We start from the raw sequence: 26,033 nt of genomic DNA, 5'->3' as shown, positions 1-26,033 counted from the left end.
CATCTCTTTTACAAATAATGGTTAAGTTGACTAATGCGCGCTATTTTATCGAAGATTTATAGTCACAGGAATCATCTGCGCAAATCCAACGCTCACCGGCGGCGGTTTTTTTCTTCAGCAATAAAGGGAAATCACATTTCGGGCAGCTTTCCGGCACCGGCGGCAGGTTAACTGAATATTTGCATTTGGGGTAATGGTCGCAGGCATAAAACGAATTACCAAAGCGGCTTGTCTTTTGCACAAGCTTACCTTGTTTACAAATTGGGCATTGAGCATCTGTACCGGGGTCAAAATCAGCAGCCGTCATATAATCGCAGTCGGGGTGACCGCTACAACCAACGTAAAGGCCATATCGGCCTTTTTTTAGCTGCAGATCGCGCTGACACCGGGGGCATGGTACGCCCAGTGACTGAGGCTCCAAAAAGTTATCGGTCATTTAATGCAATAAACCCTCGGGTTCCTCAAACAGCAAGCCTTCCATTTGATCGTAGGCTTCTTCATGGCCCGGTACATTAAATAGCACCATCAGCACCACCCACTTCAAATCGTCCAGCGTAAACTGAGGCATGTCGAGTTCCATCACGCGATCAATAACCATTTCGCGGGTTGAAAAATCAAGCACACCAAGGTTTTCGAGATACATTAAAAACCCACGACTGGAACAATCCAGACGCGCAACTTCTTCGGCCGTAAAGACCCGTGTACTGCTGTTCGGAGACTTATTCAAGTACGGTTTTAACTGACTGTCCTGCAAGTCAGCCAGTCGCTCTAACCAAGCGAGTGCCTTATGAATCTCTTGGCGATGGAAACCAGCGCGCGTAAGTTCATCAGTCAGCTCATCATGGTTAACTACAACCTCCATGTCCGAATGAATATAGTTCTCGAACAAGTACATGAGGATATCAAACATCGTTAGCGCCTCCCCATTTTTATATAACCGCCTGCAATTGAGGTCACGCTCCCCTCTAACTCAAGTAATACCAACTGCTCTGTAACAATGGCAACCGGCAGCCCGCTGCGCGCTACAATGGTATCGATTGATGTGACCTCTGATCCCACATTAGCCAACAATTGGCGGTTTGCCAAGCTTCGGCTTGAATTAATTTGCCCTTGCCCTTGTTCATCATTAAATGGGGGTAAATCAGGTAAATTCAACTCGTGCAGAATGTCGCTTACAGAAACCGCCAACCCTGCGCCTTCACTGAGTAACTTGAAACACCCACTGTGAGCTGGATCCCAAATCGAACCAGGCACCGCCATGACAATTCTCTGCTGCGATTGGGCTAGGCTTGCGGTCACCAAGGTACCGCTGCGAAGCTTCGCTTCAACCACCAAAACGAGCTGGGCAAGTCCACTAAGAATACGATTCCGCCGTGGAAAGTGATCACGTTTACCCGGCATACCTGGGGGAAACTCACTGATCACAAGCCCTGCCTGCATAATTTGTTGCTGCAGTTGTTGATTGCGTGGCGGGTAGTAAATATCAGGCCCAGTTCCCAATACGGCCAAGGTGCGTCCCTCAGCAAGCGCGGCGCGATGCGCAGCAGCGTCAATGCCGGCTGCTAATCCGCTACTGACAATAACACCTGAACGCGCCAAACCTCGCGCAAAATAGTCGGCTGAGTGTTGACCTACCGGTGAAGCGTTGCGACTGCCAACAATAGCAACACAGGTGCCTTGTAAGCAGCCAAGGTCACCCCGTGCAAACAACACCAAAGGCGGGTCGTGAATGTGTTTTAACCGCTCTGGGTAACGCGAGTCACGTATAGGAATAACATGGCTTTCCGGTTGAGCGAGCCAACGCAATAGTCGGTTTACGTGTGCGGGTACAATGTTGCAGTCTGGAAGTCGGGCATGATGAAGCATCTGCTCGAGTGAACTTAAGCTGCGTAAAAACTTCCGATGTTTGCTCGGCGCGCTGGCAAGCGCCAACATCGCTGTTGCGGTTTCAGCGTCCATGCTGAAAACCTCCGAATAGTTAGTGAAGCTATATTTAGAATTGCTTCGGTATGAAGTAGTCGCCTACGGATAGCCATTCTCGCGAACGCAACACCATGGCAAAGCTCGTTGTTTCTTGCACTTCTAACACCATCATTTCAGCGGTTGCAGAAACCGGCAATTGCACCGTATTGCGCCATAACCTAGACAGATCGTCCGCAGGTTTGTAAAAATTAACTAACTTGATTTCTTCGCCTTCAACAAAAACCGTCGAACCCGGGCGTATCGCTTGGTACATTTGGCCAACCTTGACGCCATCTGCACTGCCTTTATCAATCATAACGACGTCGTACTTGCCCTGCTCCTTTCTGCTGTTCAGCGAAGCAATAACTTGACCATCTATTGCGTTACCTGGCATGGGCGTAATAATTTCAGGTATGTTTAACGGGCGCGTATCCATGAGGTAATCGCCACGGCGAATCTCGCGCTGAATGCGACTCAACTCTCCCTCAGCCAACTCACCACTGTTAAAGGTCACATCAACGTCACCAACATAGCGAAGTAACTCGCCTTGCGGCAGCTTTTCAATTGGCGTAAATATACTATAAGTCGTTTTCTCAACATTACCTTTGATAAACACTGGTAACATGCCATTGACTCGCGGTGCGCCGCGGTTATCGCCAAGCACCTGGGGCAACTTCGTCTTCTCCGAAGTCGTAATCAGGCGGTGCTCTGTAAGCAAGGGAGCCAGCATTTCACGCGAAAATGTCGGAATCGGTTCACCTTTATCTTTAATTTCACCTTGCGGCAATAGCGCAACATATTCTTTGCGCGTAAGTTGCGGTTTACCGTCAATCCAAACCAAGGTCAGTTTGTCACCCGGATAAATCAAATGCGGGTTGGCTACGTCTTCGTTAATTCGCCACAACTCAGGCCAATACCATGGGTCATTAAGATACATCTCCGAGATATCCCAAAGCGTATCCCCTTTCTTCACCACATATTCTTGCGGTGCATTGTCACGCAAAGTAAGCACATCGCCTGAGGTTTGTTGTTCCGTGTTCGATTGCGCCACGGCTACATGCTGTGGTGATACCAACAGAAAACCGATTAGCGCAATCGCCGGTAGTTGCCATTTGGTCATCGTAAGCTCCATTGTAAAACCGTGTGTTCATCCCCAAATTACGTTAAAATCACGCAATATGAAACTAGCGAATGATAGGTTATGAGTAAATTAACAATTTTAAAATATCCCGACGAACGATTACGCACCATCGCACAACCAATTAAGCTTGTTGATGATGCCTTGCGTGCCGACATCGATAATATGTTCGAAACCATGTACGAATCCAATGGCGTAGGTTTGGCTGCAACGCAAGTTGATATCCATCGCCGTTTATTCGTTGCTGACTGTAGTGAAGATCAGAACGAAGCACTGGTATTTATTAACCCAGAGATTACAGCACAAGAAGGTCACTTCACCAATGAAGAGGGCTGCTTGTCTTTTCCTGGAGTTTACGCCAAGGTTGAACGTGCTGGCAAAGTTACCGTCACCGCACTTGACCGAAACGGTGAACAGTTTTCTTTAACCGCCGAAGGATTGCTGGCCATTTGCATTCAGCATGAAATCGATCACCTCAATGGTAAGCTGTTCGTTGACTACTTGTCGCCGCTTAAACGCGATCGAATTCGTAAAAAACTCGAAAAAGAAGCGCGTGTAAATGCCGAATCCTAAAAAGGTGGTGTTCGCGGGCACACCAGAGTTTGCCGCCGAACATCTCGCTGCATTGATAAATGATGAGCAAACTGAAGTGGTCGCCGTGTACACCCAACCGGATCGCCCAGCGGGACGCGGAAAGAAACTTCAGGCCAGTCCGGTTAAGCAACTCGCATTGCAACACCATTTGCCAATACACCAACCACAATCATTGCGAACCCCAGACGCTCAGGCAGAATTAGCCGCTTATCAAGCCGACGTTATGGTTGTGGTGGCGTACGGAATCTTATTGCCACAAGCTATACTTGATGTGCCGCGCTATGGTTGCATTAACGTACATGGCTCGCTACTACCGCGTTGGCGTGGCGCCGCACCAATTCAACGTGCCTTGTGGGCGGGAGATGCCGAAACTGGCGTGGCGATTATGCAAATGGAAGCTGGCTTAGATACAGGGCCTGTGCTGCTTGAAGCGCGCTTGCCCATTACTGCCGAAGACACCTCCGCAACGTTATATGACAAGCTGGCAAAATTAGGCCCACCTGCATTACTCGAAACATTGCACAATCTTGACGCGCTGCAACCCCATGCAAAAAATCAAGATGATGCTGCAGCCACCTATGCAAAAAAACTGAGTAAAGAAGAAGCAAAGCTGGATTGGCAGCAACCTGCAGCTGCGCTGGAACGCTGGGTGCGTGCATTTAATCCGTGGCCCATTTGTTGGCTAGTAGCTGGCCAAGGCGATATTGTTAAAGTATGGCGGGCTGATGTGGTGCCGGGCAGTAACGCGCCTCCAGGTACCGTATTGCAAGCCGATAAGCATGGAATTGTCATACAAACCGCTGATCAAGCATTACGTTTGCTCGAATTGCAGCCTGCTGGCAAAAAAACAATGCCTGTTGCCGACTTTTTAAATGGTCGCAGTGACGGGTTCGTGGTCGGCAGCAAGCTGCCTTTAGGTATTTTATGACTCAAAACAACCTGCGCCCGGGCGCCGAAAGTCGTGCTGTAGCTGCACAAGCAGTGTTTCAGGTGATTGAGCAAGGTCGTTCGTTAAGTCAGGCATTACCTGAATTAAACCGCAAGCTTTCCGTACGTGATCGTGGCATGGCGCAAGCGCTGGCATATGGTGTTTTGCGCCACCTACCGCAATTGAATTTCTTTATCGGCGCACTGATCGCAAAGCCGCTAAAAGGCGAGTTGAAGATTTTACATTCGCTGCTATTGGTTGGCGCGTATCAACTAATCTACATGGGTTCAGCCGAACATGCGGCTGTTTCAGCAACCGTAGATGCAGCAATACTGCTAAAACGCAGTAAACAAAAAGGTTTGGTCAACGGTGTATTGCGCAACTTGCAGCGTCAATTGCCGCAATTGCAAACGCAACTGCAACAAAAGCCCGCCCTTACACACGGGCACCCTCGCTGGTTAGCTGATCGTATTCAAAACCAATATCCAGATAAAGCGACAGCGATTATGGCTGCCAATAATGCACAAGCACCTATGTGGCTACGCATCAACTTGCAGCACACCAATCGTAACAGCTACTTGGCTCTACTTGATGAAGCAGGCATTGCCGCACGTGCAGACTCACCATTAGCTAGCGCTATTTGCTTAGAACAAGCCGTGGATGTGCAGAGCCTGCCACACTTTAACGATGGCTGGGTTTCAGTGCAGGATATAGCAGCGCAACATGCAGCTTGGTTACTTGATGCCCAAGCCGGGGAATCGGTACTCGATTGTTGTGCGGCACCAGGCGGAAAAACTGCTCACATTCTCGAACAGCAGCCGACTATAAAGATGCTTGCGATTGACTCCGACCCGCAGCGCCTGCAACGTGTACACGATAACTTAACCCGATTGCATCTGGAAGCCCATGTAAAAGCCGCTGATGCGAGCGATGTGGATGCGTGGTGGCATGGTGAGTTGTTTGATCGCATATTACTTGATGCGCCGTGCTCAGCTACTGGCGTGATTCGTCGCCATCCAGACATTAAATGGCTACGCCGTGACAGCGATATTGCTGATTTAGCGCGCACGCAGCAAGATATCTTGGATGCCTTGTGGCCAACCTTAAAGCCAGGCGGTACCCTTCTTTATGCAACTTGTTCTATACTGGCGGAAGAAAATACACTGCAAATAGAAGCATTTAAAAAGCGCCATGCTGACGCTATTGCCGTTGCAACCAACCCCAATGGCGCAGTAGAGTGGCAATGGCTGCCGGGCGATTTTGACGGTGACGGTTTCTATTACGCAAAACTGGAAAAGCGCAGATGAAAATAGTGATTCTTGGTGGTGGACAAGTCGGCGGTACGTTAGCTGAAAACTTGGTGGGCGAAGACAACGATATTACGGTAGTCGATATTGATTCGACACGCCTTGAGTCACTGGCCGAGCTGCATGACATTCGCACTATTGAAGGGCACGCTTCACACCCGCGCGTATTACGCCAAGCTGGCTGCGAAGATGCAGACATGCTAATCGCCGTAACCCCCAGCGATGAAACGAACATGCTTGCATGTCAGATTGCGTATACCTTGTACCGCACGCCAAAGCGAATCGCACGTATTCGCTCGGAAGAGTACAGCGATTACAAAGATAAATTGTTCCACAAAGATGACATTCCAGTTGATTATCTGATTTCACCCGAGCAGCAGGTTACCGATTATATTAAACGTCTGGTTGATTATCCTGGTGCTCTGCAGGTTATGGAATTTGCTGGTGGCCGTGCCAGCTTGGTCGCAGTGCGAGCTTATTACGGTGGTAAATTAGTCGGCCACGCAATTTCTACGCTGAAAAGCCACATGCCGAATGTTGAAACGCGCGTTGCAGCCATCTTCCGTCAGGGACAAGCGATAAAGCCAATGGGTACCACCATTATTGAGGCTGGTGACGAAATTTTCTTCATTGCCGATACCCGCTATGTGCGCATGGTGATGGAAGAAATGCAAAAACTTGAGCATCAGTACCGCCGAATTATGATTGCCGGCGGCGGTAATGTGGGTGCAGGCTTAGCCGCACGATTGGAAGAAAACCATCGCGTTAAACTGATTGAACGCAATAAAGACCGTGCAGAGATGCTAAACGAGAGCTTGCAAAATACCACCATTCTTAACGGCGACGCCTCAGATGAGCGCTTACTGACTGAAGAACACATTGAAGACATGGATGTGTTTATTGCGGTGACCAACGACGACGAAGCGAACATCATGTCGGCGATGTTGGCCAAGAAACTGGGCGCTAAGAAAACCATGGTGCTGATTCAGCGCCAAGCCTATGTTGATTTGGTGCAAGACAACGTTATAGATATTGCGATATCACCGCAACGCGCGACAGTTTCTGCGTTACTCTCGCTAATTCGCAAGGGCGATATAGTGAATGCTTACTCACTGCGAAAAGGCGCAGCCGAAGCCATTGAAGCCATTGCTCACGGCGACGAGAAGACCTCAAAAGTCATTGGTAAAACCATTGATGAGATTAAGCTTCCGCCGGGTACCACTATTGGTGCCATTGTGCGCGGTAATGAAGTTCTGATCGCGCATGACGATACCGTGTTGCAGGCCGATGACCATGTCATTCTATTTTTAGTGGATAAAAAATACATTCGCGAAGTAGAGCGTCTGTTCCAACCAAGCGCCCTGTTCTTCTAACAGGGCTGTTAACTGCGCCAGAATGTGGGCGTTAGCAATACTAATATAGTGAACACTTCCAAACGCCCAAATAACATCGCAACCACCAACAGCCATTTAGCCGTGTCGGAAATGCCAGCATAATTCGCCGCCACTTCACCAAGACCCGGACCAAGGTTATTCAGGCACGCCGCCGTTGCCGAAAAAGCCGTGATGTCGTCCAACCCCGTCGCCAACAAACCCAACATAATCACCACGAAAACCAAGGCATAAGCCGCAAAAAAACCCCAAACGGCTTCCACCACCCGCGGCGGCACAATGCGCTTGCCGAGTTTTACGGAGTACATACCTTGCGGATGTACCAGGCGATTCAGTTCGCGCACGCCCTGACGGAACAGCAGGAGCACACGTACAACTTTGAGTCCCCCGGCCGTTGAACTGGCGCACCCACCAATGAAACTGGCGAAAATAAGTAATAGCGGCAAAAAGAGCGGCCATGATGCAAAATCAGTGGTGGCAAAACCGGCGGTTGTACTAATAGAGACGGATTGGAATAAGGCCTGATTGAACGCTATTTCGGTTGTATCAAATACTTTGTGCACCAATACCGTCATAAACACGATAACAACCAGCACTGTTTGAATAAGTATAAACCCGCGAACCTCTGGATCTCGGAAATAGCTCCACAGAGAACGCCCAGTGATTGACGCATAATGCACTGCAAAGTTAATGGATGACAACAGCAAGAAAACCACACAAATCATATTAATGGTGGCGCTATCAAAATAACCCATGCTGGCATCGTAGGTACTGAAGCCGCCTACCGCGATAGTCGAAAACGCATGACTAATGGCATCAAACCAACCCATTCCAGCAAGCTTATAGGCAAAGGTGCATACCAGAGTTAATGCGACATAAATATACCAGAGGTGCTTCGCCGTATCGGCAATTCTGGGCGTCATTTTGGCGTCTTTTAACGGGCCAGGAATTTCCGCCCGGTACAGCTGCATGCCACCGATGCCTAACATGGGCAGTATTGCCACAGCTAACACGATAATACCCATACCACCGAGCCATTGCAGTTGCTGGCGGTAGAATAAAATACTGTGCGGTAAATGCTCGATTCCCGTTAATATTGTAGCGCCAGTAGTCGTTAAACCAGAAAAAGATTCAAATGCAGCATCGGTAATCGACAGCGGCACTTCAGCAGTAAACCAGAAGGGTAAAATACCCACCGAGCCCAATACAGTCCAGAAGAGTACCGTGAGCAAAAAACCGTCGCGTACTTTCAAGTCTGAACGCTCGTTGCGATTTGGATACCAGACCAGAAAGCCAACAATAATACTCACGATGAACGACAACAGGAACGCAACACCGCCACCGTCTTCATAGATAAGCGCCACAATACCTGGCGGTATCAAGGTGGCACTAAACAAACAAATTAATAGTCCAAGAATGCGAAGAATGCCGCGAAAGCGCACTAGGAGTCCTCATTTATAATTGTTAGTGCTACGCGCCCATGCGTAGCGTTTTTTATTTCGATTTTGAGTTCTAAGGCTGTTTCCGCCACAACGGCGAGCTGCGCTGCGATACGTTCCGCAAATTCCTGCTGTTCAATTTTGGCATGATAACGCTGCAACACATGTGAAATCACATTTTCATCTGCGTAATCGTAGTTTATCTGTGCCGCTTTGCGTAGTATTTTTTCTTTTGTTGGCAGAACTTTAAGCGCTTCAGCGGTAGCTTGGCTGTATGCACGCTGTAAGCCGCCAGTGCCCAACTTGGTGCCACCAAAATAGCGTATCACTACCGCCGAAACCTCACCAATACCACTGCTTTGTAGCACATTAAACATCGGCTTCCCAGCCGTTCCCGATGGTTCACCGTCATCACTCATCGCGTATTTCTGGCTATCATTCGGCGCTCCCCATAGTGCAGCCGAACAATAATGGCTTGCCGCAGGCCATTGCTGCTGACACGCTTGAATATGTTGTTGATGCTCTTGTGCGGAACAAACCTGCCGTACCGAGGTAATAAAACGGCTGTTTTTAACCACTATTTCTATATCTGTAATGCCAGTTGGCACCAAGTATCCGCTCATGACTGTCCTATTGTTTTGGTCCAGCGATACTAATCTGCATCGGCAGCAGTTCGTTAAATACATCAGCTTGCTGGTTTTCATTACGCAAAGTGCGATAAATCTGTTGGTAAGCCAGCACATTTTTTACGTAATTTCGCGTTTCTGCATAAGGTATAAGCTCCACCCATCGGTCAGCTTCAAGCGGTTGGGCTGGCAGCCAATCATAAACGCGATAAATACCTGCATTGTAAGCAGCTGTGGCTAACAACCAGTTATTCCCTAAACGCCTCTGTAAATCAGCCAGGTAGCGCGTACCTAAGCGAATATTGTACGCGGCATTAAACAACTCGTGGGTGCTAACGTCTCGTCGCTCAACCAAATTCGCGGTGCTGGGTAACAGTTGCATAAGTCCATAAGCACCGGCATGAGAGCGCGCGTCATCACGAAAAGCACTTTCACGACGAGACACGGCCAAGGCCCAGTTTACATCTATTTTTGCAGCGTCCGAAAAGCGCTGGTGATCGTCCATATAGGCTTCTGGAAAGCGCTGAGCAATCGCATCATATTCACCTAATTTACCAAGCGTATAAATGGCCTGATCATGCCACCCCCAGTCGCTGGCAATCATCGCTAATGCACGCTGGTCGGCGAGCGGAACATGCTCAAGTAATGCGTTCCATTCACGTCGCGCATCAAGATCTCGATCTAATGCGCGCAGTTCGAAAGCTCGCTGAACTCCAGGCAACTGACTCACTCGGTTTAGGTGTTCCGGATCAATGACCATGGGTTCTTTCGTCAGTGTTAACGGTTGACCTAACTGAGCCGCTGCTAAAAATCCATAATAGCTGCGCTCTTGCGCTACGCGCTGCCAAACCTGCTTGGCCACTTGCTCATGACCAAGAGCTTGCAAAGCGCGGGCGAACCAATACTGCCACTGGCCAGATTCCCGCTGAGCATCTGGCAGCCGCGGAACCAGCCCCATGACTTGCACCCAAGCCCCCTGCCGCAACCATTGAGCCAACTGCCAATGCAAGGTTACATCTGTGTGTTCCGTCGGATCAAGCCGCGCCAACCAGCGGCCTGCTTGTTCATGTCCTTTTAAACTGAGTGCAACGGCAAAGGTTTGGCGCAACTGCAAATATTGTTCGGCAGTAAAATTTATATGGGTCGGCAAGGTGTCGATCACCCGAAGTGCAATGTCGGGGTCACGCCAGATTAAACGCCCGAGTCCGTAGGCAACAATTCGCGTTTCGTGCACAGGATAATCGCCAGAAAGCCATTTTGTATCAGCAATTCGACTTGGGTCACGCCGCACACGCCGGTAATGCTCTGCCAAGTAATGCATTGGCTGCGGCAACATTTTTTGCAAGTAAGGAATGAGCGTATGCTGGCCCCCTTCTGCAGCCAAGGCAATCCTCTCCCAAACCATGTCATCGGTTCGCAATCCAGCGTTTTGCCAAGCTTCAAGCACAGGGTCACAGGCATCTGGAAGTGACTCACCCGTAAGCCAAATATCATTAACTAAACGTAGTATTGGCTTTGTCTCACCCGTTCCCGTTGCCAATTGCGCGTAGATTGAAAAACACTGATGGCGAGTTGACCCGGGCGCATCGTACTCGCGTAAGAACTGTTCGTAATGATGCCCCGCCATCAATTTATCAAGCCACATAGCTCGCGTCTGCCACTCCAGCGGCGACTGCGGGTGGGCCTGTAGAAAATTTAATACATCAGTTTCCTGTTCGGGTTGCGCAAATTGACGCAAGTAAAATGCATCTAAGTAAGGTGTTAAAGGGTAACCGTGAAGTGCTTCGCGCAGGCGCTGGTAGTCGTCAAGCTCGCGTCGCTTTAACGCCACTTCAGCTTCAAGAAAGAGTTCGCGCTGTTGCGCGCGCAAATCTATATCGGCATTTTCGGCTGAACGGGCTTGAATTACACCTGTCATACCAATTACCGCAACAATTCCGAGCGTTAGATACCGTAAACCATCATTTAACTTCGACATAATTCAAACGCACGTTTAAAAAACCATTGAAAAATTGCCCTAATAAGGCCAAACTCTAGGGCGACTATAAGAACCACTTTAACCGAAAGCAATCTGATTATCAGTAAACGCTTAAGGAGACCGAATATGATTTATCAGGGTGATAGCATTCGGGTCGAATTTGTTGAAGACGGCATTGCCGAACTTCAGTTCGCAGCCGCAGGCTCCGTGAACAAGTTTGACCAGAAAACCTTGGAAGAATTCAGCCAAGCGCTCAAACAACTGGCAAACACCAAAGATTTACGCGGTGTTATTGTCACCAGCTCAAAACCTACCTTCATTGTAGGCGCTGACATTACAGAATTCCTTACTTTATTTGCCGATGTTGAGCAAACCAAGGTATGGGTTGCTAAAGCGTCACGTGTGTTTGACCAACTAGAAGACCTGCCAGTACCTACCGTAGCAGCTGTTACAGGCTTTGCTTTAGGTGGCGGTTGCGAAGCAGCGTTAGCGTGTGATTACCGTGTTGTCGATACCACGGCTGTTATCGGTTTGCCGGAAGTTAAACTTGGTTTAATTCCAGGCTTCGGTGGCACCATGCGCTTACCGCGTATTATTGGTCCGGATAACGCACTTGAACTCATTACCACCGGCAAAAATAACAAGCCTGATGATGCACTCAAAATCGGTTTGGTCGACTCGGTAGTGGCGCCTGAAAAATTGCGCGACGCAGCGTTAGCGATCGTAAAATCGGCTATAGCCGGGGATTTGAATTGGCAAGCCAAGCGCCAACCAAAACTTGAGCCACTGCAAGCCAACGAAACAGAATCGACGATGACCTTCGTAACTGCGAAAGCGATGGCCGCAGCGCAAGCCGGTAAACACTACCCGGCACCGCATGCAGCTATAAAAGCGGTTGAAGACGGTGCCAAACATCATCGCGAAGAAGCCTTAAAGGCAGAGAATGCGGCGTTTGTTGAGTTAACGCAAACCGATGCATGCCGCGCCCAAGTGGGCATCTTCATGGCCGACCAAATGGTCAAAGGCAAAGCCAAAAAAGCGGCTAAATTGGCAACGAAAGAAATCAAACGCGCAGCAGTACTCGGTGCTGGCATCATGGGGGGCGGCATTGCCTACCAGTCAGCGTACAAAGGTGTACCTGTTGTCATGAAAGACATTCGTCAAGATGCATTAGATCTTGGCATGAATGAAGCCAGCAAAATTATGGGCAAATTGGTTGACCGCGGCCGCATGGATCATAAGAAAATGGCCAAGGTGCTGTCGTCTATCACTCCAACTCTGCTTGATGAAGGCGTAAAAGGCGTCGACATTGTGGTTGAAGCTGTGGTGGAAAACCCAGATGTGAAAGGCAAAGTGCTTGCGCAGATGGAAAGTATTGTAGATGCCGATACCATTTTGGTATCAAACACCTCTACCATTTCCATTGACCGCTTAGCGAAAAACCTGAAAGACCCGTCACGTTTCTGCGGTATGCATTTTTTCAATCCTGTGCACAAAATGCCACTGGTTGAAGTTATCCGTGGTGAAAAAACATCTGAAGAAACTGTTGCAGCTGTTGTTGCTTATGCCACACGCATGGGCAAAACGGCAATTGTGGTCAATGACTGCCCAGGCTTCTTGGTAAACCGCGTATTGTTCCCGTACCTAGCTGGTTTTGCCGGTATGGTCGATGAAGGCGTAGATTTCGCTGGCATCGATAAAGTGATGGAACGCCAGTTCGGTTGGCCGATGGGTCCAGCTTATTTATCCGATGTTGTAGGTATCGACACGGCGGATCATTGCACGGTTGTTATGGCTGATGGTTTCCCAACCCGAATGCCGCGTGATACCAGCAGCGCGATTGCAAAACTAGCCGCTGCAGAACGCTATGGCCAGAAAAATGGTAAGGGCTTCTACAATTATGGTGTGGACAAGAAAGGCCGCCCAGCGAAAGAAAAGGCACCCGAAGTTTATGAAATGTTGGGTGTTACAGATAAGCAACTCGAAGCTGACGAGATTATAGCGCGCTGTATGGTGCCTATGGTCAACGAATGTGTTCGTTGTCTGGAAGAAGGTATTGTCGCAAGCGCAGCAGAATGCGATATGGCGCTGCTATACGGCCTTGGTTTTCCACCATTCCGCGGCGGTCCGTTCCGTTACCTCGAAACGGTCGGCTTAGAAAAGTTTGTAGCCTTAGCAGACAAGTACGCGCACTTAGGTGAAATGTATCAAGTAACCGATGGCCTGCGTGAAATGGCCGAGTCAGGCAAATCGTACCTGGCAGGTTAATCAATAGCGCAGCGCTAACGGAGGAATTTATGAAAGACGTAGTGATTGTCGATTGTATTCGCACCCCAATGGGGCGTTCAAAAAATGGCGTGTTCCGCAATGTTCGCGCCGAAGACCTTTCAGCTCACTTAATGAAAGGGCTGCTTGAGCGTAATCCACAAGTTGATGCGAATGAACTTGAAGATATTTACTGGGGCTGTGTTCAACAGACCCTGGAACAGGGCTTTAATATTGCCCGCAACGCATCGTTAATTGCGGGTATTCCGCACCACGTTGCTGCAGTTACGGTTAACCGCCTGTGCGGTTCATCAATGCAAGCGATTCATGATGCTGCCCGTGCCATTATGCATGGTGATGGCGACATCATGATTGCTGGTGGTGTTGAGCACATGGGTCACGTGCCCATGACGCATGGCATCGATTTTCATCCAGGTATGAACATGTCTGTTGCGCGCGCAGCTGGCAGCATGGGTATGACTGCGGAGCTGCTTGCTCGTAAATTTGGGATTGATCGTGCTGCACAAGATGCATTCGGTGCACGTTCACACCAACGCGCACATGCCGCAACCCTCGAAGGCCGTTTTGCAAAAGAAATTTTAGCGTTAGAAGGTCACGACGCTGACGGTATTTTGCATTTGGTTAAAAACGACGAAGTAATTCGTCCAGAGACCACGGTAGAAGGCTTAGCGGCACTTCGACCGGTGTTCGACCCGGTGAATGGCACCGTGACTGCGGGTACCTCGTCAGCGTTGTCTGACGGCGCTGCGGCATGTTTAGTCATGTCTGCCGAAAAAGCGAAACAACTTGGCTTAACACCGCGTGTACGAATTCGTGCGATGGCGGCGGCAGGTTGCGATCCGTCAATTATGGGTTACGGCCCTGTTCCGGCAACGCAGAAAGCACTTAAGCGTGCCGGTCTCGAAGTGAAAGACATTGACCTTTGGGAACTTAATGAAGCATTTGCGGCACAATCCCTGCCAGTACTCAAAGGCTTGGGCTTGCTGGATGTTATGGATGACAAAGTGAACTTGAACGGCGGCGCAATTGCCCTCGGCCACCCGCTTGGCTGCTCGGGCGCACGTATCTCCACCACGTTAATTAACTTGATGGAGAATAAAGATGCGACCTTAGGTGTTGCGACCATGTGTATTGGTTTAGGCCAAGGCATCGCCACCGTCTTCGAACGCGTTTAAGTAAAAAACGTTGTTCGTGCGCTCGCTAGAGCGAGCTGTTGGTCCGTGCTTCGCACTGTTCGTGTTTCGAATAGTAAGCGAAGCTTACGGACGAATAACGAGTAACGCTTTTGGTTTTAAGGGCCCTTGCGGATTAGGTAGCGATAAGGCTTCGTGTCTGTTTCTGCCAGCAGTAACTCATGCTCCATAAAACGGCAGAAGCTTGGAATGTCGCGTGTTGTTGCTGGATCATCAGCAATAACCTCAAGCGTGTCACCAGGGTTTAGCTTGCGCATTGTTAAGCGCAGCAACATCACAGGCTCTGGACACCGCAGCCCCAAGGTATCTAGCTGAGAAGTCGCTTCACCCGTCATGCTCTGTTTCCCGTTCCACGAATAACAAGTAACCAATAACGCCTAACGTCGGTTACAGGTATTTCTGCCAAAACTCTGCGTTACCCATTTCCGCATCAAGTTGGTAAGGTTTAAAACCAAACTTTTCATAGGCAACTTTCGCCGGCTCGTTGCCTTGGATAACTTCCAAGGTCAGTTTGCAGCAGCCACGGAATTGCGCCAAAGTTTCTACTTCCTGAAGTAGACGCTTGGCAATGCCTTGACCACGAAAATCTTTGATCACAGCAATGTCGTGAATGTTCATCACAGGTTTTGCTGCAAACGTCGAAAACCCTTCAACGCAATTAGCAAGCCCCACAGGTTGGTCGTCAACAAAAGCCAAAATAGAAAACACATGGTCACGCTTGGCCATCTCGTCAATAAGATTAGCGCGCGTGCTTTCTGGTAAAGCTTCGCCACCGCCCATTGGGTCTTGCGCGTAATCGTCCAGCATATCGACGACCGCTTGACGGTGTTTCGGGTTGGTATAATCGGCAAGCACAATTTCTAACATGACAAACTCATTTTAAAGTGAAAAACGACGCATTGCTTCGCTTGTTGGTTCATAACAATGGCAGTCTACGACATGGTCGTTCACCATGCCCACCGCCTGCATAAAGGCATAACAAATGGTTGTACCGACAAAGCTAAAGCCAGCTTTTTTTAAGGCTTTTGCCATATTATCAGAAACTTTATCTGATGTGGGGATATCACCACCCTGTCGAGCGAATATTCGCGGCTGCCCGTCGCTAAACTTCCATAAGAATTCGTTAAATTCTACACCTTGCTCTCGCAAGTTCAGGTAGGCCCGCGCATTTTTGAATATTGACTCTATTTTTAATCGATTGCGAATAATTCCCGCGTTTTGCATAAGTTCTGCTTTGTAGCTTTCAGGAAGTTCAACGATTTGCTCAGGATCAAATCCACAAAATGCTTTTTCGTAGTTGGCCTGCTTGCGTAATATCGTAATCCAACTTAAGCCCGCCTGCTGGCCATCCAAACACAACTTTGCGAACAGCTCTTGGCTGTCAGCCACCGGCCGCCCCCACACTGTATCATGGTAATGAATATAGTCTGGGCTTGAGCCGCACCAACTGCAGCGGTTAATTGTTTCACTCATTTCGCACGGTATCCTGTAACCTCGCTTCAACACAGGGTATAATTTACGCCAATTTGGTTTAGAAATCAGCATGAGATGACGCATGGCTAGCTACGACGTAAAAACGTTTCAAGGGCTTATTCTTGCCCTACAGGATTACTGGGCGCAACAAGGGTGCGCGGTTGTCCAACCGTTGGACATGGAGGTTGGTGCTGGCACCTTCCACCCGATGACATTCTTGCGCTCTATCGGTCCTGAGCCGGCTAGCTTTGCGTACGTTCAGCCATGCCGACGCCCAACCGACGGCCGTTATGGTGAAAATCCGAACCGGCTGCAACATTATTATCAGTTCCAGGTACTATTGAAGCCATCGCCTGACAATATTCAGGAACTCTACCTTGGCTCGCTAGAAATGCTTGGTTTCGACCCTTTGGTGCACGATATTCGCTTTGTAGAGGATAACTGGGAGTCGCCAACACTAGGTGCATGGGGTTTGGGCTGGGAAGTCTGGTTAAATGGCATGGAAGTAACACAGTTCACCTACTTTCAACAAGTTGGTGGCATCGAGTGCAAGCCAGTTGCTGGCGAAATTACCTACGGCCTTGAGCGCTTAGCCATGTACATTCAGGGCGTTGATAGCATTTATGATCTGGTTTGGACTGATGGCCCACGCGGAAAAATTCTGTATGGCGACGTGTTTCATCAAAATGAAGTTGAGCAGTCCACCTATAATTTCGAGCATGCTGATGTGGATGTATTGTTTGGGCGTTTTGACTCCTGCGAAAAGGAATGTGAGCACTTACTCTCGGTAAACCTCCCGCTCCCTGCTTATGAACAGGTTATGCGTGCTTCGCATGCGTTTAACTTACTGGACGCTCGTCATGCTATTTCCGTGACCGAACGTCAACGCTATATTCTTCGCGTTCGCACCATGGCAAAGGGTTGTGCAGAAGCTTATTACGCTGCCCGCGAAGCGCTGGGCTTTCCGCTTGCGCAATCCAATCAAGAAGTACAGTAAGGAGCTTAACCGTGCAACATCAGACATTGTTGGTAGAAATTGGTACAGAAGAATTACCGCCCAAAGCACTTGGCACGTTAAGTCATGCATTTACCGAAGCCCTCAGCACACTATTACGCGAAAACGACTTTGCTTTTGACGCCGTAAAATCATATGCAACGCCGCGTCGCCTCGCCGTTCAAGTTTCGGCGCTGGCCTCTCAGCAAGCCGATAAAGTTGTTGAGAAGCGCGGCCCGGCGGTTAACGTCGCTTTTGATGACAACGGCAAGGCGACCAAAGCCGCCGAAGGTTGGGCGCGGGGTAACGGCATTACCGTCGACGAAGCCGAGCGTTTAGTTACCGACAAAGGTGAATGGCTGCTTTATAAAGCTGAGGTTAAAGGCCAAGCGCTTGGGGAAGTCCTTCCTGAGTTGGTTCAGTCAGCACTTAAAAAATTACCTATTCCAAAGCCGATGCGCTGGGGTAACGGTACCGCTCAGTTTATTCGCCCTGTGAAAACTATCACCATGATGTATGGCGACACGCTGATTCCTGGGGTCGTTCTTGATGTAGCGTCAAACAACCATTTATTAGGGCATCGATTTCATGCACCTCAGGGGGCAACCTTATCCCATGCGGATGACTACGAAGCTGAGTTGGAAAAGTTGTGGGTGATTGCGGACTTTGCTGAGCGTCGCGAACGGATTGTTCATGGCATTTCGCAGCTTGCATCGAAACTGGGTGGCCAAGTTATTGAAGACAATGATCTGGTTGATGAGGTGACGGCGTTAGTGGAATGGCCGGTCGCGTTGTCCGCGCATTTTGATGAGCAATTTCTAGCTGTACCGAAAGAGCCGCTTATCGTAACCATGAAAGACGACCAACGGTATTTCCCGCTGGAAGACGGGCAAGGCAATTTGCTGCCCGCATTTATATTTATTACTAATATCGAATCAAAAGACCCACAGCAGATTATATCGGGTAATGAAAAGGTTGTGCGCCCTCGCCTTGCCGATGCCCAGTTCTTTTTCGAAGCGGACAAAAAGATCCGGTTGGCAGACCGAGTTCCGGGCTTAGCAAATATTCTGTTTCAGAAGCAGCTTGGTTCCATCAAAGACAAGTCTGATCGGATCGCGCAAGTTGCGTCAGTAATTGCTGCGCAATTGGGCGCCGACTCGAGTATTGCAGAGCGCGCCGGTTATTTATGTAAAGCTGACTTAGCCTCACAAATGGTGCTTGAATTTCCTGAAACCCAAGGCGTTATGGGTATGCACTATGCACGCAATGACAATGAGCCTGAAGGTGTGCCTCAAGCAATCTTTGAACACTACTTACCTCGCTTTTCTGGTGACATACTTCCTGAATCAAAAGCCGGTGCTGCGGTAGCTATAGCCGATAAGCTCGACACGCTGGTTGGTATATTCGGCATTGGCCAAATACCTAAAGGCGACCGAGACCCATTTGCGCTGCGTCGTTCGGCCATTGGCTTACTGCGAATTATGGTTGAAGGAAAGTATCCTCTTGATCTGAATAAAATCGTGGGGGAATCGGTAGCAAGCTTTGGCGGGTTGCTTAGTGCGGCGAGTGTCAAAGACGACGTTGTTGATTTCTTACTGGGCCGATTCCGCGCTTGGTACCAAGAACAAGGTATTGCCGTTGATGTGATTCAAGCCGTGTTGGCGCGCCGCCCAACCACGCCAACGGACTTTGACCAACGTGTTCACGCCGTAACCGCATTTCGCTTATTGCCGGCCGCAGAGGCTCTTGCGGCAGCTAACAAGCGAGTTAGCAACATACTTGCCAAAGTAGAGGGCGAGCTTCCGACTCAAGTTAAAGCTGAACTGTTAAGCGAACCTGCTGAGCAGGAGCTCGCAAGCGCTATTAAGCAGGCGCAAGAGCAATCAACAACTGCGCTTGCGGGTAACGATTACACGCAAGCTCTCAAGGCGTTGGCAAGCTTGCAAGAACCGGTTGATAGCTTTTTCGAGAGCGTGATGGTTAATGCTGATGCTGCTGAAGTAAGGAATAATCGGCTGGCAATGTTGAATACATTACGTCAATTATTCTTACAAATTGCGGATATCTCAGTTTTAAATTAAACTAAGGAACATAAGATTCAGGTTACTTGATAACTGGCCTCGTTTCTTTGTTTCCAAAAATAAGAAAGGGAGCCAATTGGCTCCCTTTTTTATTGTTTGGCTTTTCTGCCAGCTAAACTATACGTCTAAGTTCGCAACACGTAACGCGTTGGTTTCAATAAACGCACGGCGTGGTTCAACATCGTCACCCATTAAGGTTGTGAACAATTGGTCCGCTGCAATACCGTCTTCGATGGTAACTTGCAACATACGGCGAGTTGCCGGGTCCATAGTTGTTTCCCACAATTGGTCTGGATTCATTTCACCCAAACCTTTGTAACGTTGAATATAAATACCACGTTTTGACTCGTTAATAAGCCACTCAACAGCTTCTACGAAATCACTAACCGGCTTCTCTTTGTCGCCCCGTCGAACAAATCCACCCACTTCAATTAAGCCATTGATTTTTTCGCCAATTGATACAAGTTGATCATAGTCACGCGACATTAAGAACTCGTAGCTTAACGGATATGGGGTATCTATTCCGTGGCGGCGCACAGTTACAACGGGTAGATACAAGTTGCGTTCTTCGTCGTGCTGAATATGCAACGTGTAGGTCGCTGAATTTACTTCACGCGACGTTAAGTCCTTCTGCAAAACCTCTGCCCACTCTTCCATAGCTGATTGATTTTTAAGGGTTTCATCAGTTAATCGTGGTGCATAAACCAGGCGTTGCAAGAAATCTAACGGCATACGTCGCGAAAGGCGTTGTTTAATAGAATTTTGAGCTAACTGATAGTCGTTAACCAAAGTTTCCAAATGGGCACCACTGATACCAGGCGCATCTTTCGTTACATGCAACGAAGCATTATCAAGTGCAAGACTGGTTAGATATTGAATCAAACCTGGGTCGTCCTTGATGTATGTTTCTTGCTTGCCTTTTTTCACTTTATAAAGCGGCGGCTGCGCAATGTACATATAGCCGCGCTCTATCAATTCTGGCATTTGACGGTAGAAGAAGGTCAACAGCAATGTACGAATGTGCGAGCCGTCGACGTCGGCATCCGTCATGATAATGATGCGGTGATAACGTGTTTTATCTGGGTTGTATTCATCACGCCCAATACCACAGCCAAGCGCGGTTATCAGCGTCGCAACCTCTTGTGATGACAGCATCTTGTCAAAACGCGCTTTTTCTACGTTCAGAATCTTACCCTTAAGAGGCAGAATTGCTTGGAACTTACGGTTACGCCCCTGCTTCGCAGAGCCGCCCGCTGAGTCACCCTCCACAATGTAGAGTTCAGACAAGGCTGGATCTTTCTCTTGGCAGTCTGCCAATTTGCCCGGCAAACCAGCAAGATCTAACGCACCTTTACGGCGTGTCATATCACGTGCTTTGCGAGCTGCTTCTCGTGCGCGCGCAGCATCAATGATTTTACCAACGATGATTTTTGCGTCACCAGGCTGCTCTAACAAATAATCAGAAAGGCGCTCGTTCATCGCTTGCTCGACCGCTGTCTTCACCTCTGATGAAACGAGTTTATCTTTTGTTTGCGAAGAGAACTTCGGATCAGGAACTTTAACCGATACAACTGCAGTTAAGCCTTCACGGGCATCATCTCCAGTCGCATTCGTTTTGTATTTCTTATTAAGGCCTTCTTTCTCCATGTACGCATTCAACGTACGTGTCAGCGCAGCGCGGAAGCCGGCCAAGTGGGCACCACCGTCACGTTGTGGAATATTGTTCGTGAAGCAATAGATGCCTTCCTGGAACGAATCGTTCCATTGCATGGATACTTCGACAGCAATACCGTCATCACGCTCGTTACTAAAATGGAAAACATTTTGGTGTATTGGCGTTTTATTTTTATTCAAATATGCAACGAAGGCTGAGATACCGCCTTCATATTTGAAATGGTCTTGACGTTCATTTCGCTCATCTTTAAGGATAATTGAAACGCCAGAGTTTAAGAATGACAACTCACGAAGGCGTTTCGCGAGAATGTCATAATGGTATTCAGTATCCGCGAAAATCTTAGGGCTCGGCCAAAAACGGATTTCTGTACCCGTCTTCTCTGTATCGCCAATTTGCTTCATCGGCGCTACTGGGTCGCCAAGATTGTACGTTTGCTGATATATGTGTCCGCCACGCTGAATGGTAAGCAAAAGCTTGTCCGACAGAGCGTTAACGACAGAAACACCAACACCGTGTAAACCACCTGATACCTTATAAGAGTTATCATCGAATTTACCACCTGCGTGCAATACGGTCATAATAACCTGTGCGGCGGAAACTCCCTCTTCTTCATGAATATCAACTGGAATACCACGCCCATCATCTCGAACCGATACTGAGCCGTCGGTATGAATCGTCACTAAAATATCAGTACAATGCCCAGCTAAGGCTTCATCGATTGAGTTATCGACAACCTCAAAAACCATGTGGTGAAGACCGGTTCCGTCATCGGTGTCACCGATATACATACCCGGGCGTTTGCGTACTGCATCAAGCCCTTTTAAGACTTTAATACTGGACGAATCGTAATTATTTTCTGCCATAATCAGCTTCTCTATTGTTCCTTGACGGTTCCATGTTCCACGTGGAACATCTTCGTATCTTTGGTTTTTAACTGTGTATGTACTTCCTCACCGTTAATAGCCGATACAAAAACCTGTGAATTGGATGCAACAAGTGCACCGCAAAATTTTTCCTGACTTACCGAATCCAATTCGGCCGTAATGTCATCTACCAAGTAGATACATTGTACGCCAGTTTGCTGCTGAAGATACTCGCCTTGAACTAATTTTAAGGCTGCTACAAGTAACTTCAGCTGGCCACGGGAAAGCAGATTTTTTACATCTTCCCCGTTTGCTAGAATCTTCAACTCCGCTTTATGCGGGCCGACTGTCGAATGACCATATCGGAGATCCTGTTCGCGATGCTTGACCAAAGCATCGCTTAGCCTAATTTCTTTATCCCAACCTGAACGAATATGAAATTGAAACTCGTACGATGGTAAAAATGATACAAGTCGCTGCTTCAGTACCGGAAGAAACCCATCAAGATATTCAGTACGGTGCTTATGGATACGCTCCCCAAATTCACTGAACTTCTCATCCCAGTACTGGTGCTCCTGATGAAACCGTTTCATTTTGAGCAAACTATTACGTTGCTTAAGCAGTTTTGAAAATCCAACCCAGTCGCTATAGAACGAATGTTCCACGTGGAACACCCCCCAATCTATAAACTGACGCCGAACTTTCGGGCCACCTAATACCAACTCAATACTCTCAGGTGTCATTAACTGTACCGGCACTAATCGCGCTAATGCTGAGAATCGTTTCTCCTTCGCATTATCAATGCGCAGCTGCACTTCACCCGTTGTATTTCTCTGATACCCAACCTGGTGCTTCGTGCCGTCCTGTTCAGTAACCCGTGCAAAAACCGTAAACTGGCTTTCATCATTCCGAATCAATTGTCGATAGGTTCCTGGTCTAAACGACCTGCCGAACCCAAGACAATAGATAGCCTCAATCAAACTCGTTTTACCGCTGCCATTCACACCCGATATGATATTAACGGTTTTACCTGGCGTGATTGCTGCCGAGGCAAAATTGCGAAACTGTGTAATAGACAGCGATTCTAAAAACATACTCGTTGCTGACGCACCCTATTAAAGGCGCATCGGCATCACAACATACAATGACGAGTCGTCATCATTGTCTTCAATAAGCCCGCTAGCATCCGGTCCAGCCAATGTGATCTTCACTTTGCTGCCTTGAATCGTATTGAGTACATCAATGAGGTAGCTTACGTTGAAACCTATTTCTAAGGAATCGCCTTGGTATTCAACTTCAAGTACTTCCTCAGCTGTTTCTTGTTCTGGGTTATTCGCGGTCAAACACATTTCGCCCGAACTGAGATTCAACCGAACACCACGATATTTTTCGTTCGACAAAATAGACGCGCGAGAACAGGCTTGCTTAAGCACGTCTCTCTCTGCAACGACAATTTTATCACCACCGCTTGGTAGTACGCGGCGATAGTCAGGGAACCGACCGTCGACTAGCTTACTCGTGAATCCGATACCGTTTGTTTCTATGCGAATGTGGTTGTTACCGATTAATACTTTTACTTCATTGTCGGCATCATCTAACAAGCGCAGTAATTCCATAACGCCTTTTCTCGGCACAATGACTTGGCGTGATGCAAGATTCGGTTGTCCAATATCGCAACTACTCATTGCTAAGCGGTGTCCGTCGGTTGCAACCGTACGCAAAATACCGGCATCCGTCTCAAACAACATACCATTCAGGTAATAACGCACATCCTGATTAGCCATCGAGAAATGCGTACGCTCCATGAGATCCTTAAGTACCGCTTGGCTGGTTATCAGCTGAATATCACTGTCCCAGTCATCAATATTTGGAAAATCTTGAGCTGGTAAAGTGGCCAAAGTGAATTTACTACGGCCTGAGCGAATCATCGCCTTATCCGCCGAGGCGCTGAATTCAACCGTCGCGCCTTCTGGTAAGCTACGCACAATGTCTACTAGCTTTTTGGCTGGCACAGTCACTTCGCCCGCGTCACCACCTTCAATTGCACAGGCAGAAACAAGTTCAACTTCGAGATCAGTGCCAGTAAGACGAACCTCATCCGCAGAAGCCTGAATAAGCACGTTAGATAAAATTGGAATCGTGTGGCGACGTTCAACGGCCCCACTGACAACTTGAAGTGGCTTTAAAAAAGCATCTCGACTGATGGAAAATTTCATGCCCACATTCCCCTGTTGTTTGGTCCTTGCCCGCTTACTATTTCGTGACTATGCAGAAAGCGTACGGATTAAGTTTCTGTAATCTTCTTTCAAATCATTCTGCGCATCTTTTAATTTAGCTATAGTGCGACACGCATGTAAAACTGTTGTGTGATCACGCCCACCAAAAGCATCGCCAATTTCCGGAAGGCTATGATTTGTAAGCTCTTTTGCTAACGCCATCGCCATCTGACGAGGACGTGCAACCGAACGACTACGACGCTTTGAAAGCATATCTGACATCTTGATGTTGTAGTACTCTGCAACGGTTTTCTGAATATTGTCAATTGTGACCAGCTTTTCCTGCGCCGCAATTAAGTCGCGTAACGCTTCGCGCACAAAATCGATTGTTATCTGACGGCCCGTCAGATTGACGTTCGCAACAAGCCGATTCAACGCACCCTCTAACTCTCGCACATTTGAGCGTAATCGTTTAGCAATAAAAAACGCAACTTCATGAGGAAGCGTAATACCGCGTTCCTGTGCTTTACGAATTAATATTGCTACGCGCGTTTCCAATTCAGGTGGTTCAATCGCTATAGTTAAGCCCCAACCAAAGCGAGAACGTAAACGGTCTTCTAATCCTTCAATTTCTTTCGGGTAAAGATCGCTCGTGAGAATGATTTGCTGGTTCCCTTCAAGCAACGCATTGAAGGTATGGAAAAATTCTTCCTGCGTGCCTTTCTTGTTCGAGAAGAAATGAATGTCATCAATTAGTAAGGCGTCTACCGAACGATAATAGCGCTTCATTTCATCGATGGTTCCGTTCTTGAGCGCGTTAACCATGTCTTGTACGAAACGCTCTGCACGCATATAAAAAACCTTAGCGTCTTTTTTATGAGTGCGAATCGCATTACCGACTGCATGCAATAGATGCGTTTTACCGAGGCCTGTCCCGCCATAAACAAATAGCGGGTTGTAAACACCGCCTGGGTTTTCAGCAACTTGGTGTGCTGCTGCTAACGCAAGCTGATTCGATTTACCTTCAACAAAATTATCAAAGGTATATTCTTCATCAATATTACACTCAAACGCAGGTGCCGGTGCGTCATTCTGATTCCACGGTGTTGCTCGTGGCTGATTACGCTGCGCGGTTGCGGCTGGCCGTGATTGGTGGCTCGAACCTGACGAGCCTGATGATGCCTGTGCACCATTTCTCTCTGGAGCCTTCTCAATACCACCAACACGAAACGAAACGCGTGGGCTCTTCTCGCCACGGTCATTAGCAATTTCACTCAAGTAGTCATTTATGACATTCAGATACTTGTCTTTGATCCAGTCGACCACGTAGGAGTTTGGTGCATAGAGTGTCAGCAGGTTGTCGTTTAATTCTGATTGCAGGGGACGGATCCAGGTATTAAAATTCTGCGCGGTTAATTCGCTTTGCAGTCTATCTGAGCACATTTGCCAAAGCGATTTATTCACACCTGTCTCCCGAATTTATCAGTTATAGTTATTGGTTAAGAATACTAATTCTAGATCTGTAGCGATCCTTTATTTTTAGTATCTGCTAGACTGTTTTGATTGTACTAAAAGCACCTGCTGATCGCTAGCTTTTGCGGTAAATTAACTACGCTAATTAAGTATGCTTATCCACAATTAGAATCATTCTCATCTATACTTTGTGGATAGCTTTTTGCGTTGACTTTGATCCTTTTAACCGTTAGAATTCGCGCTCTAAATTTTTAGGTAACTCGACTACGGAAGTAACGTCATGAAAAGAACATTTCAACCAAGCGTATTGAAGCGCAAGCGCACTCACGGTTTCCGTGCTCGTATGGCAACGAAAAACGGTCGTTTAGTTTTAGCGCGCCGTCGTGCCAAAGGCCGTAAAGTTCTGTCTGCATAAT

General features: G+C 48.1%; 23 protein-coding genes. 9 read left to right on the top strand and 14 right to left on the bottom strand.

The window, feature by feature from the left end; translation table 11 throughout:
- Positions 1-40: 40 nt before the first annotated feature.
- From ACN0UY_RS07410 to ACN0UY_RS07395, 4 genes are read right to left on the bottom strand one after another with little or no spacing between them, the layout of a single operon-like run.
- Entirely contained in the window at positions 41-436 is a 396-nt protein-coding gene (locus ACN0UY_RS07410) for a type I DNA topoisomerase (protein WP_128352450.1), read from the bottom strand.
- Complete coding sequence (locus ACN0UY_RS07405; protein ID WP_417659316.1) at positions 437-910, bottom strand: DUF494 family protein; 474 nt, start codon at positions 908-910, stop codon at positions 437-439.
- 2 nt (positions 911-912) lie between these two features.
- Positions 913-1,959, bottom strand: a complete 1,047-nt coding sequence (dprA, locus tag ACN0UY_RS07400; RefSeq protein ID WP_417666060.1) for a DNA-processing protein DprA — start codon at positions 1,957-1,959, stop codon at positions 913-915.
- 34 nt (positions 1,960-1,993) lie between these two features.
- Entirely contained in the window at positions 1,994-3,082 is a 1,089-nt protein-coding gene (locus tag ACN0UY_RS07395) for a LysM peptidoglycan-binding domain-containing protein (protein ID WP_417666059.1), read from the bottom strand.
- Positions 3,083-3,163: 81 nt separating this feature from the next.
- Here ACN0UY_RS07395 and def point away from each other — a divergent pair, with 81 nt between their 5' ends.
- The 4 genes from def to trkA are packed head-to-tail and all read left to right on the top strand — an operon-like array spanning position 3,164 to position 7,302.
- Positions 3,164-3,673 (top strand): peptide deformylase, encoded by a 510-nt coding sequence (gene def / locus ACN0UY_RS07390; RefSeq protein WP_417666058.1) that lies wholly within the window; start codon positions 3,164-3,166, stop codon positions 3,671-3,673.
- Positions 3,660-4,622 carry a methionyl-tRNA formyltransferase gene (fmt, locus tag ACN0UY_RS07385; protein WP_417666057.1) on the top strand — a complete coding sequence of 321 codons (963 nt, stop codon included), beginning with the start codon at positions 3,660-3,662 and terminating at the stop codon, positions 4,620-4,622. The genes def and fmt overlap by 14 nt, the downstream gene beginning before the upstream one ends.
- Positions 4,619-5,929, top strand: a complete 1,311-nt coding sequence (rsmB, locus tag ACN0UY_RS07380) for a 16S rRNA (cytosine(967)-C(5))-methyltransferase RsmB (RefSeq protein ID WP_417666056.1) — start codon at positions 4,619-4,621, stop codon at positions 5,927-5,929. Before fmt ends, rsmB begins: the two co-directional genes overlap by 4 nt.
- Entirely contained in the window at positions 5,926-7,302 is a 1,377-nt protein-coding gene (gene trkA, locus ACN0UY_RS07375) for a Trk system potassium transporter TrkA (RefSeq protein ID WP_417666055.1), read from the top strand. The genes rsmB and trkA overlap by 4 nt, the downstream gene beginning before the upstream one ends.
- 8 nt (positions 7,303-7,310) lie before the next feature.
- On the opposite strand, the gene ACN0UY_RS07370 is transcribed toward trkA, so the two are convergent.
- From ACN0UY_RS07370 to ACN0UY_RS07360, 3 genes are read right to left on the bottom strand one after another with little or no spacing between them, the layout of a single operon-like run.
- A complete protein-coding gene (locus ACN0UY_RS07370) occupies positions 7,311-8,762 on the bottom strand; it encodes a TrkH family potassium uptake protein (protein ID WP_417666054.1) in 1,452 nt (483 codons plus the stop codon).
- Complete coding sequence (locus tag ACN0UY_RS07365) at positions 8,762-9,382, bottom strand: YigZ family protein (protein ID WP_417666053.1); 621 nt, start codon at positions 9,380-9,382, stop codon at positions 8,762-8,764. The genes ACN0UY_RS07370 and ACN0UY_RS07365 overlap by 1 nt, the downstream gene beginning before the upstream one ends.
- Before the next feature lie 7 nt (positions 9,383-9,389).
- Positions 9,390-11,363, bottom strand: a complete 1,974-nt coding sequence (locus ACN0UY_RS07360; RefSeq protein WP_417666052.1) for a transglycosylase SLT domain-containing protein — start codon at positions 11,361-11,363, stop codon at positions 9,390-9,392.
- Positions 11,364-11,489: 126 nt separating this feature from the next.
- Here ACN0UY_RS07360 and fadB point away from each other — a divergent pair, with 126 nt between their 5' ends.
- On the top strand, positions 11,490-13,631 hold the full coding sequence (gene fadB, locus ACN0UY_RS07355; RefSeq protein WP_417666051.1) for a fatty acid oxidation complex subunit alpha FadB: 2,142 nt from the start codon (positions 11,490-11,492) through the stop codon (positions 13,629-13,631).
- Between the two features lie 29 nt (positions 13,632-13,660).
- Positions 13,661-14,824, top strand: coding sequence for an acetyl-CoA C-acyltransferase FadA (fadA, locus tag ACN0UY_RS07350; RefSeq protein ID WP_417659326.1), 1,164 nt, complete (start codon positions 13,661-13,663; stop codon positions 14,822-14,824).
- Positions 14,825-14,940: 116 nt separating this feature from the next.
- Here the strand turns inward: fadA and tusA are convergent, their stop codons facing one another.
- From tusA to ACN0UY_RS07335, 3 genes are read right to left on the bottom strand one after another with little or no spacing between them, the layout of a single operon-like run.
- A complete protein-coding gene (gene tusA, locus ACN0UY_RS07345; RefSeq protein ID WP_417666050.1) occupies positions 14,941-15,177 on the bottom strand; it encodes a sulfurtransferase TusA in 237 nt (78 codons plus the stop codon).
- 52 nt (positions 15,178-15,229) lie between these two features.
- Entirely contained in the window at positions 15,230-15,709 is a 480-nt protein-coding gene (locus tag ACN0UY_RS07340; protein WP_128352464.1) for a GNAT family N-acetyltransferase, read from the bottom strand.
- A 12-nt stretch (positions 15,710-15,721) separates the two neighbouring features.
- A complete protein-coding gene (locus tag ACN0UY_RS07335; RefSeq protein WP_417666049.1) occupies positions 15,722-16,315 on the bottom strand; it encodes a DNA-3-methyladenine glycosylase I in 594 nt (197 codons plus the stop codon).
- A gap of 82 nt (positions 16,316-16,397) precedes the next feature.
- Between ACN0UY_RS07335 and glyQ the strand changes: the two genes are divergently transcribed.
- Entirely contained in the window at positions 16,398-17,312 is a 915-nt protein-coding gene (gene glyQ, locus ACN0UY_RS07330; protein WP_128352466.1) for a glycine--tRNA ligase subunit alpha, read from the top strand.
- 11 nt (positions 17,313-17,323) lie between these two features.
- Positions 17,324-19,390, top strand: coding sequence for a glycine--tRNA ligase subunit beta (gene glyS, locus ACN0UY_RS07325; protein ID WP_417666048.1), 2,067 nt, complete (start codon positions 17,324-17,326; stop codon positions 19,388-19,390).
- 117 nt (positions 19,391-19,507) lie between these two features.
- Here glyS and gyrB read toward each other — a convergent pair whose 3' ends face one another.
- Genes gyrB through dnaA form a run of 4 tightly spaced genes read right to left on the bottom strand, consistent with a single transcriptional unit; the run spans position 19,508 to position 25,587 of the window.
- Positions 19,508-21,928 (bottom strand): DNA topoisomerase (ATP-hydrolyzing) subunit B, encoded by a 2,421-nt coding sequence (gene gyrB, locus ACN0UY_RS07320; RefSeq protein WP_417666047.1) that lies wholly within the window; start codon positions 21,926-21,928, stop codon positions 19,508-19,510.
- An 11-nt stretch (positions 21,929-21,939) separates the two neighbouring features.
- Positions 21,940-23,022 (bottom strand): DNA replication/repair protein RecF, encoded by a 1,083-nt coding sequence (gene recF, locus ACN0UY_RS07315; protein ID WP_417666046.1) that lies wholly within the window; start codon positions 23,020-23,022, stop codon positions 21,940-21,942.
- A gap of 21 nt (positions 23,023-23,043) precedes the next feature.
- Positions 23,044-24,144, bottom strand: coding sequence for a DNA polymerase III subunit beta (gene dnaN / locus ACN0UY_RS07310; RefSeq protein ID WP_417666045.1), 1,101 nt, complete (start codon positions 24,142-24,144; stop codon positions 23,044-23,046).
- Positions 24,145-24,192: 48 nt separating this feature from the next.
- Positions 24,193-25,587, bottom strand: coding sequence for a chromosomal replication initiator protein DnaA (gene dnaA, locus ACN0UY_RS07305; protein ID WP_417666211.1), 1,395 nt, complete (start codon positions 25,585-25,587; stop codon positions 24,193-24,195).
- Between the two features lie 310 nt (positions 25,588-25,897).
- On the opposite strand from dnaA, the gene rpmH reads away from it, so the two are divergent.
- Positions 25,898-26,032, top strand: a complete 135-nt coding sequence (gene rpmH, locus ACN0UY_RS07300; RefSeq protein WP_128352472.1) for a 50S ribosomal protein L34 — start codon at positions 25,898-25,900, stop codon at positions 26,030-26,032.
- The last annotated feature ends 1 nt before the right edge of the window (position 26,033 follow it).

This window comes from Pseudidiomarina sp. (assembly GCF_048268165.1).
In the GTDB taxonomy this organism is placed as follows: Bacteria; Pseudomonadota; Gammaproteobacteria; order Enterobacterales; family Alteromonadaceae; genus Pseudidiomarina.
The sequence above is the reverse complement of the archived record's forward strand: the minus strand, read 5'-3'. Positions and strand labels throughout refer to the sequence as shown.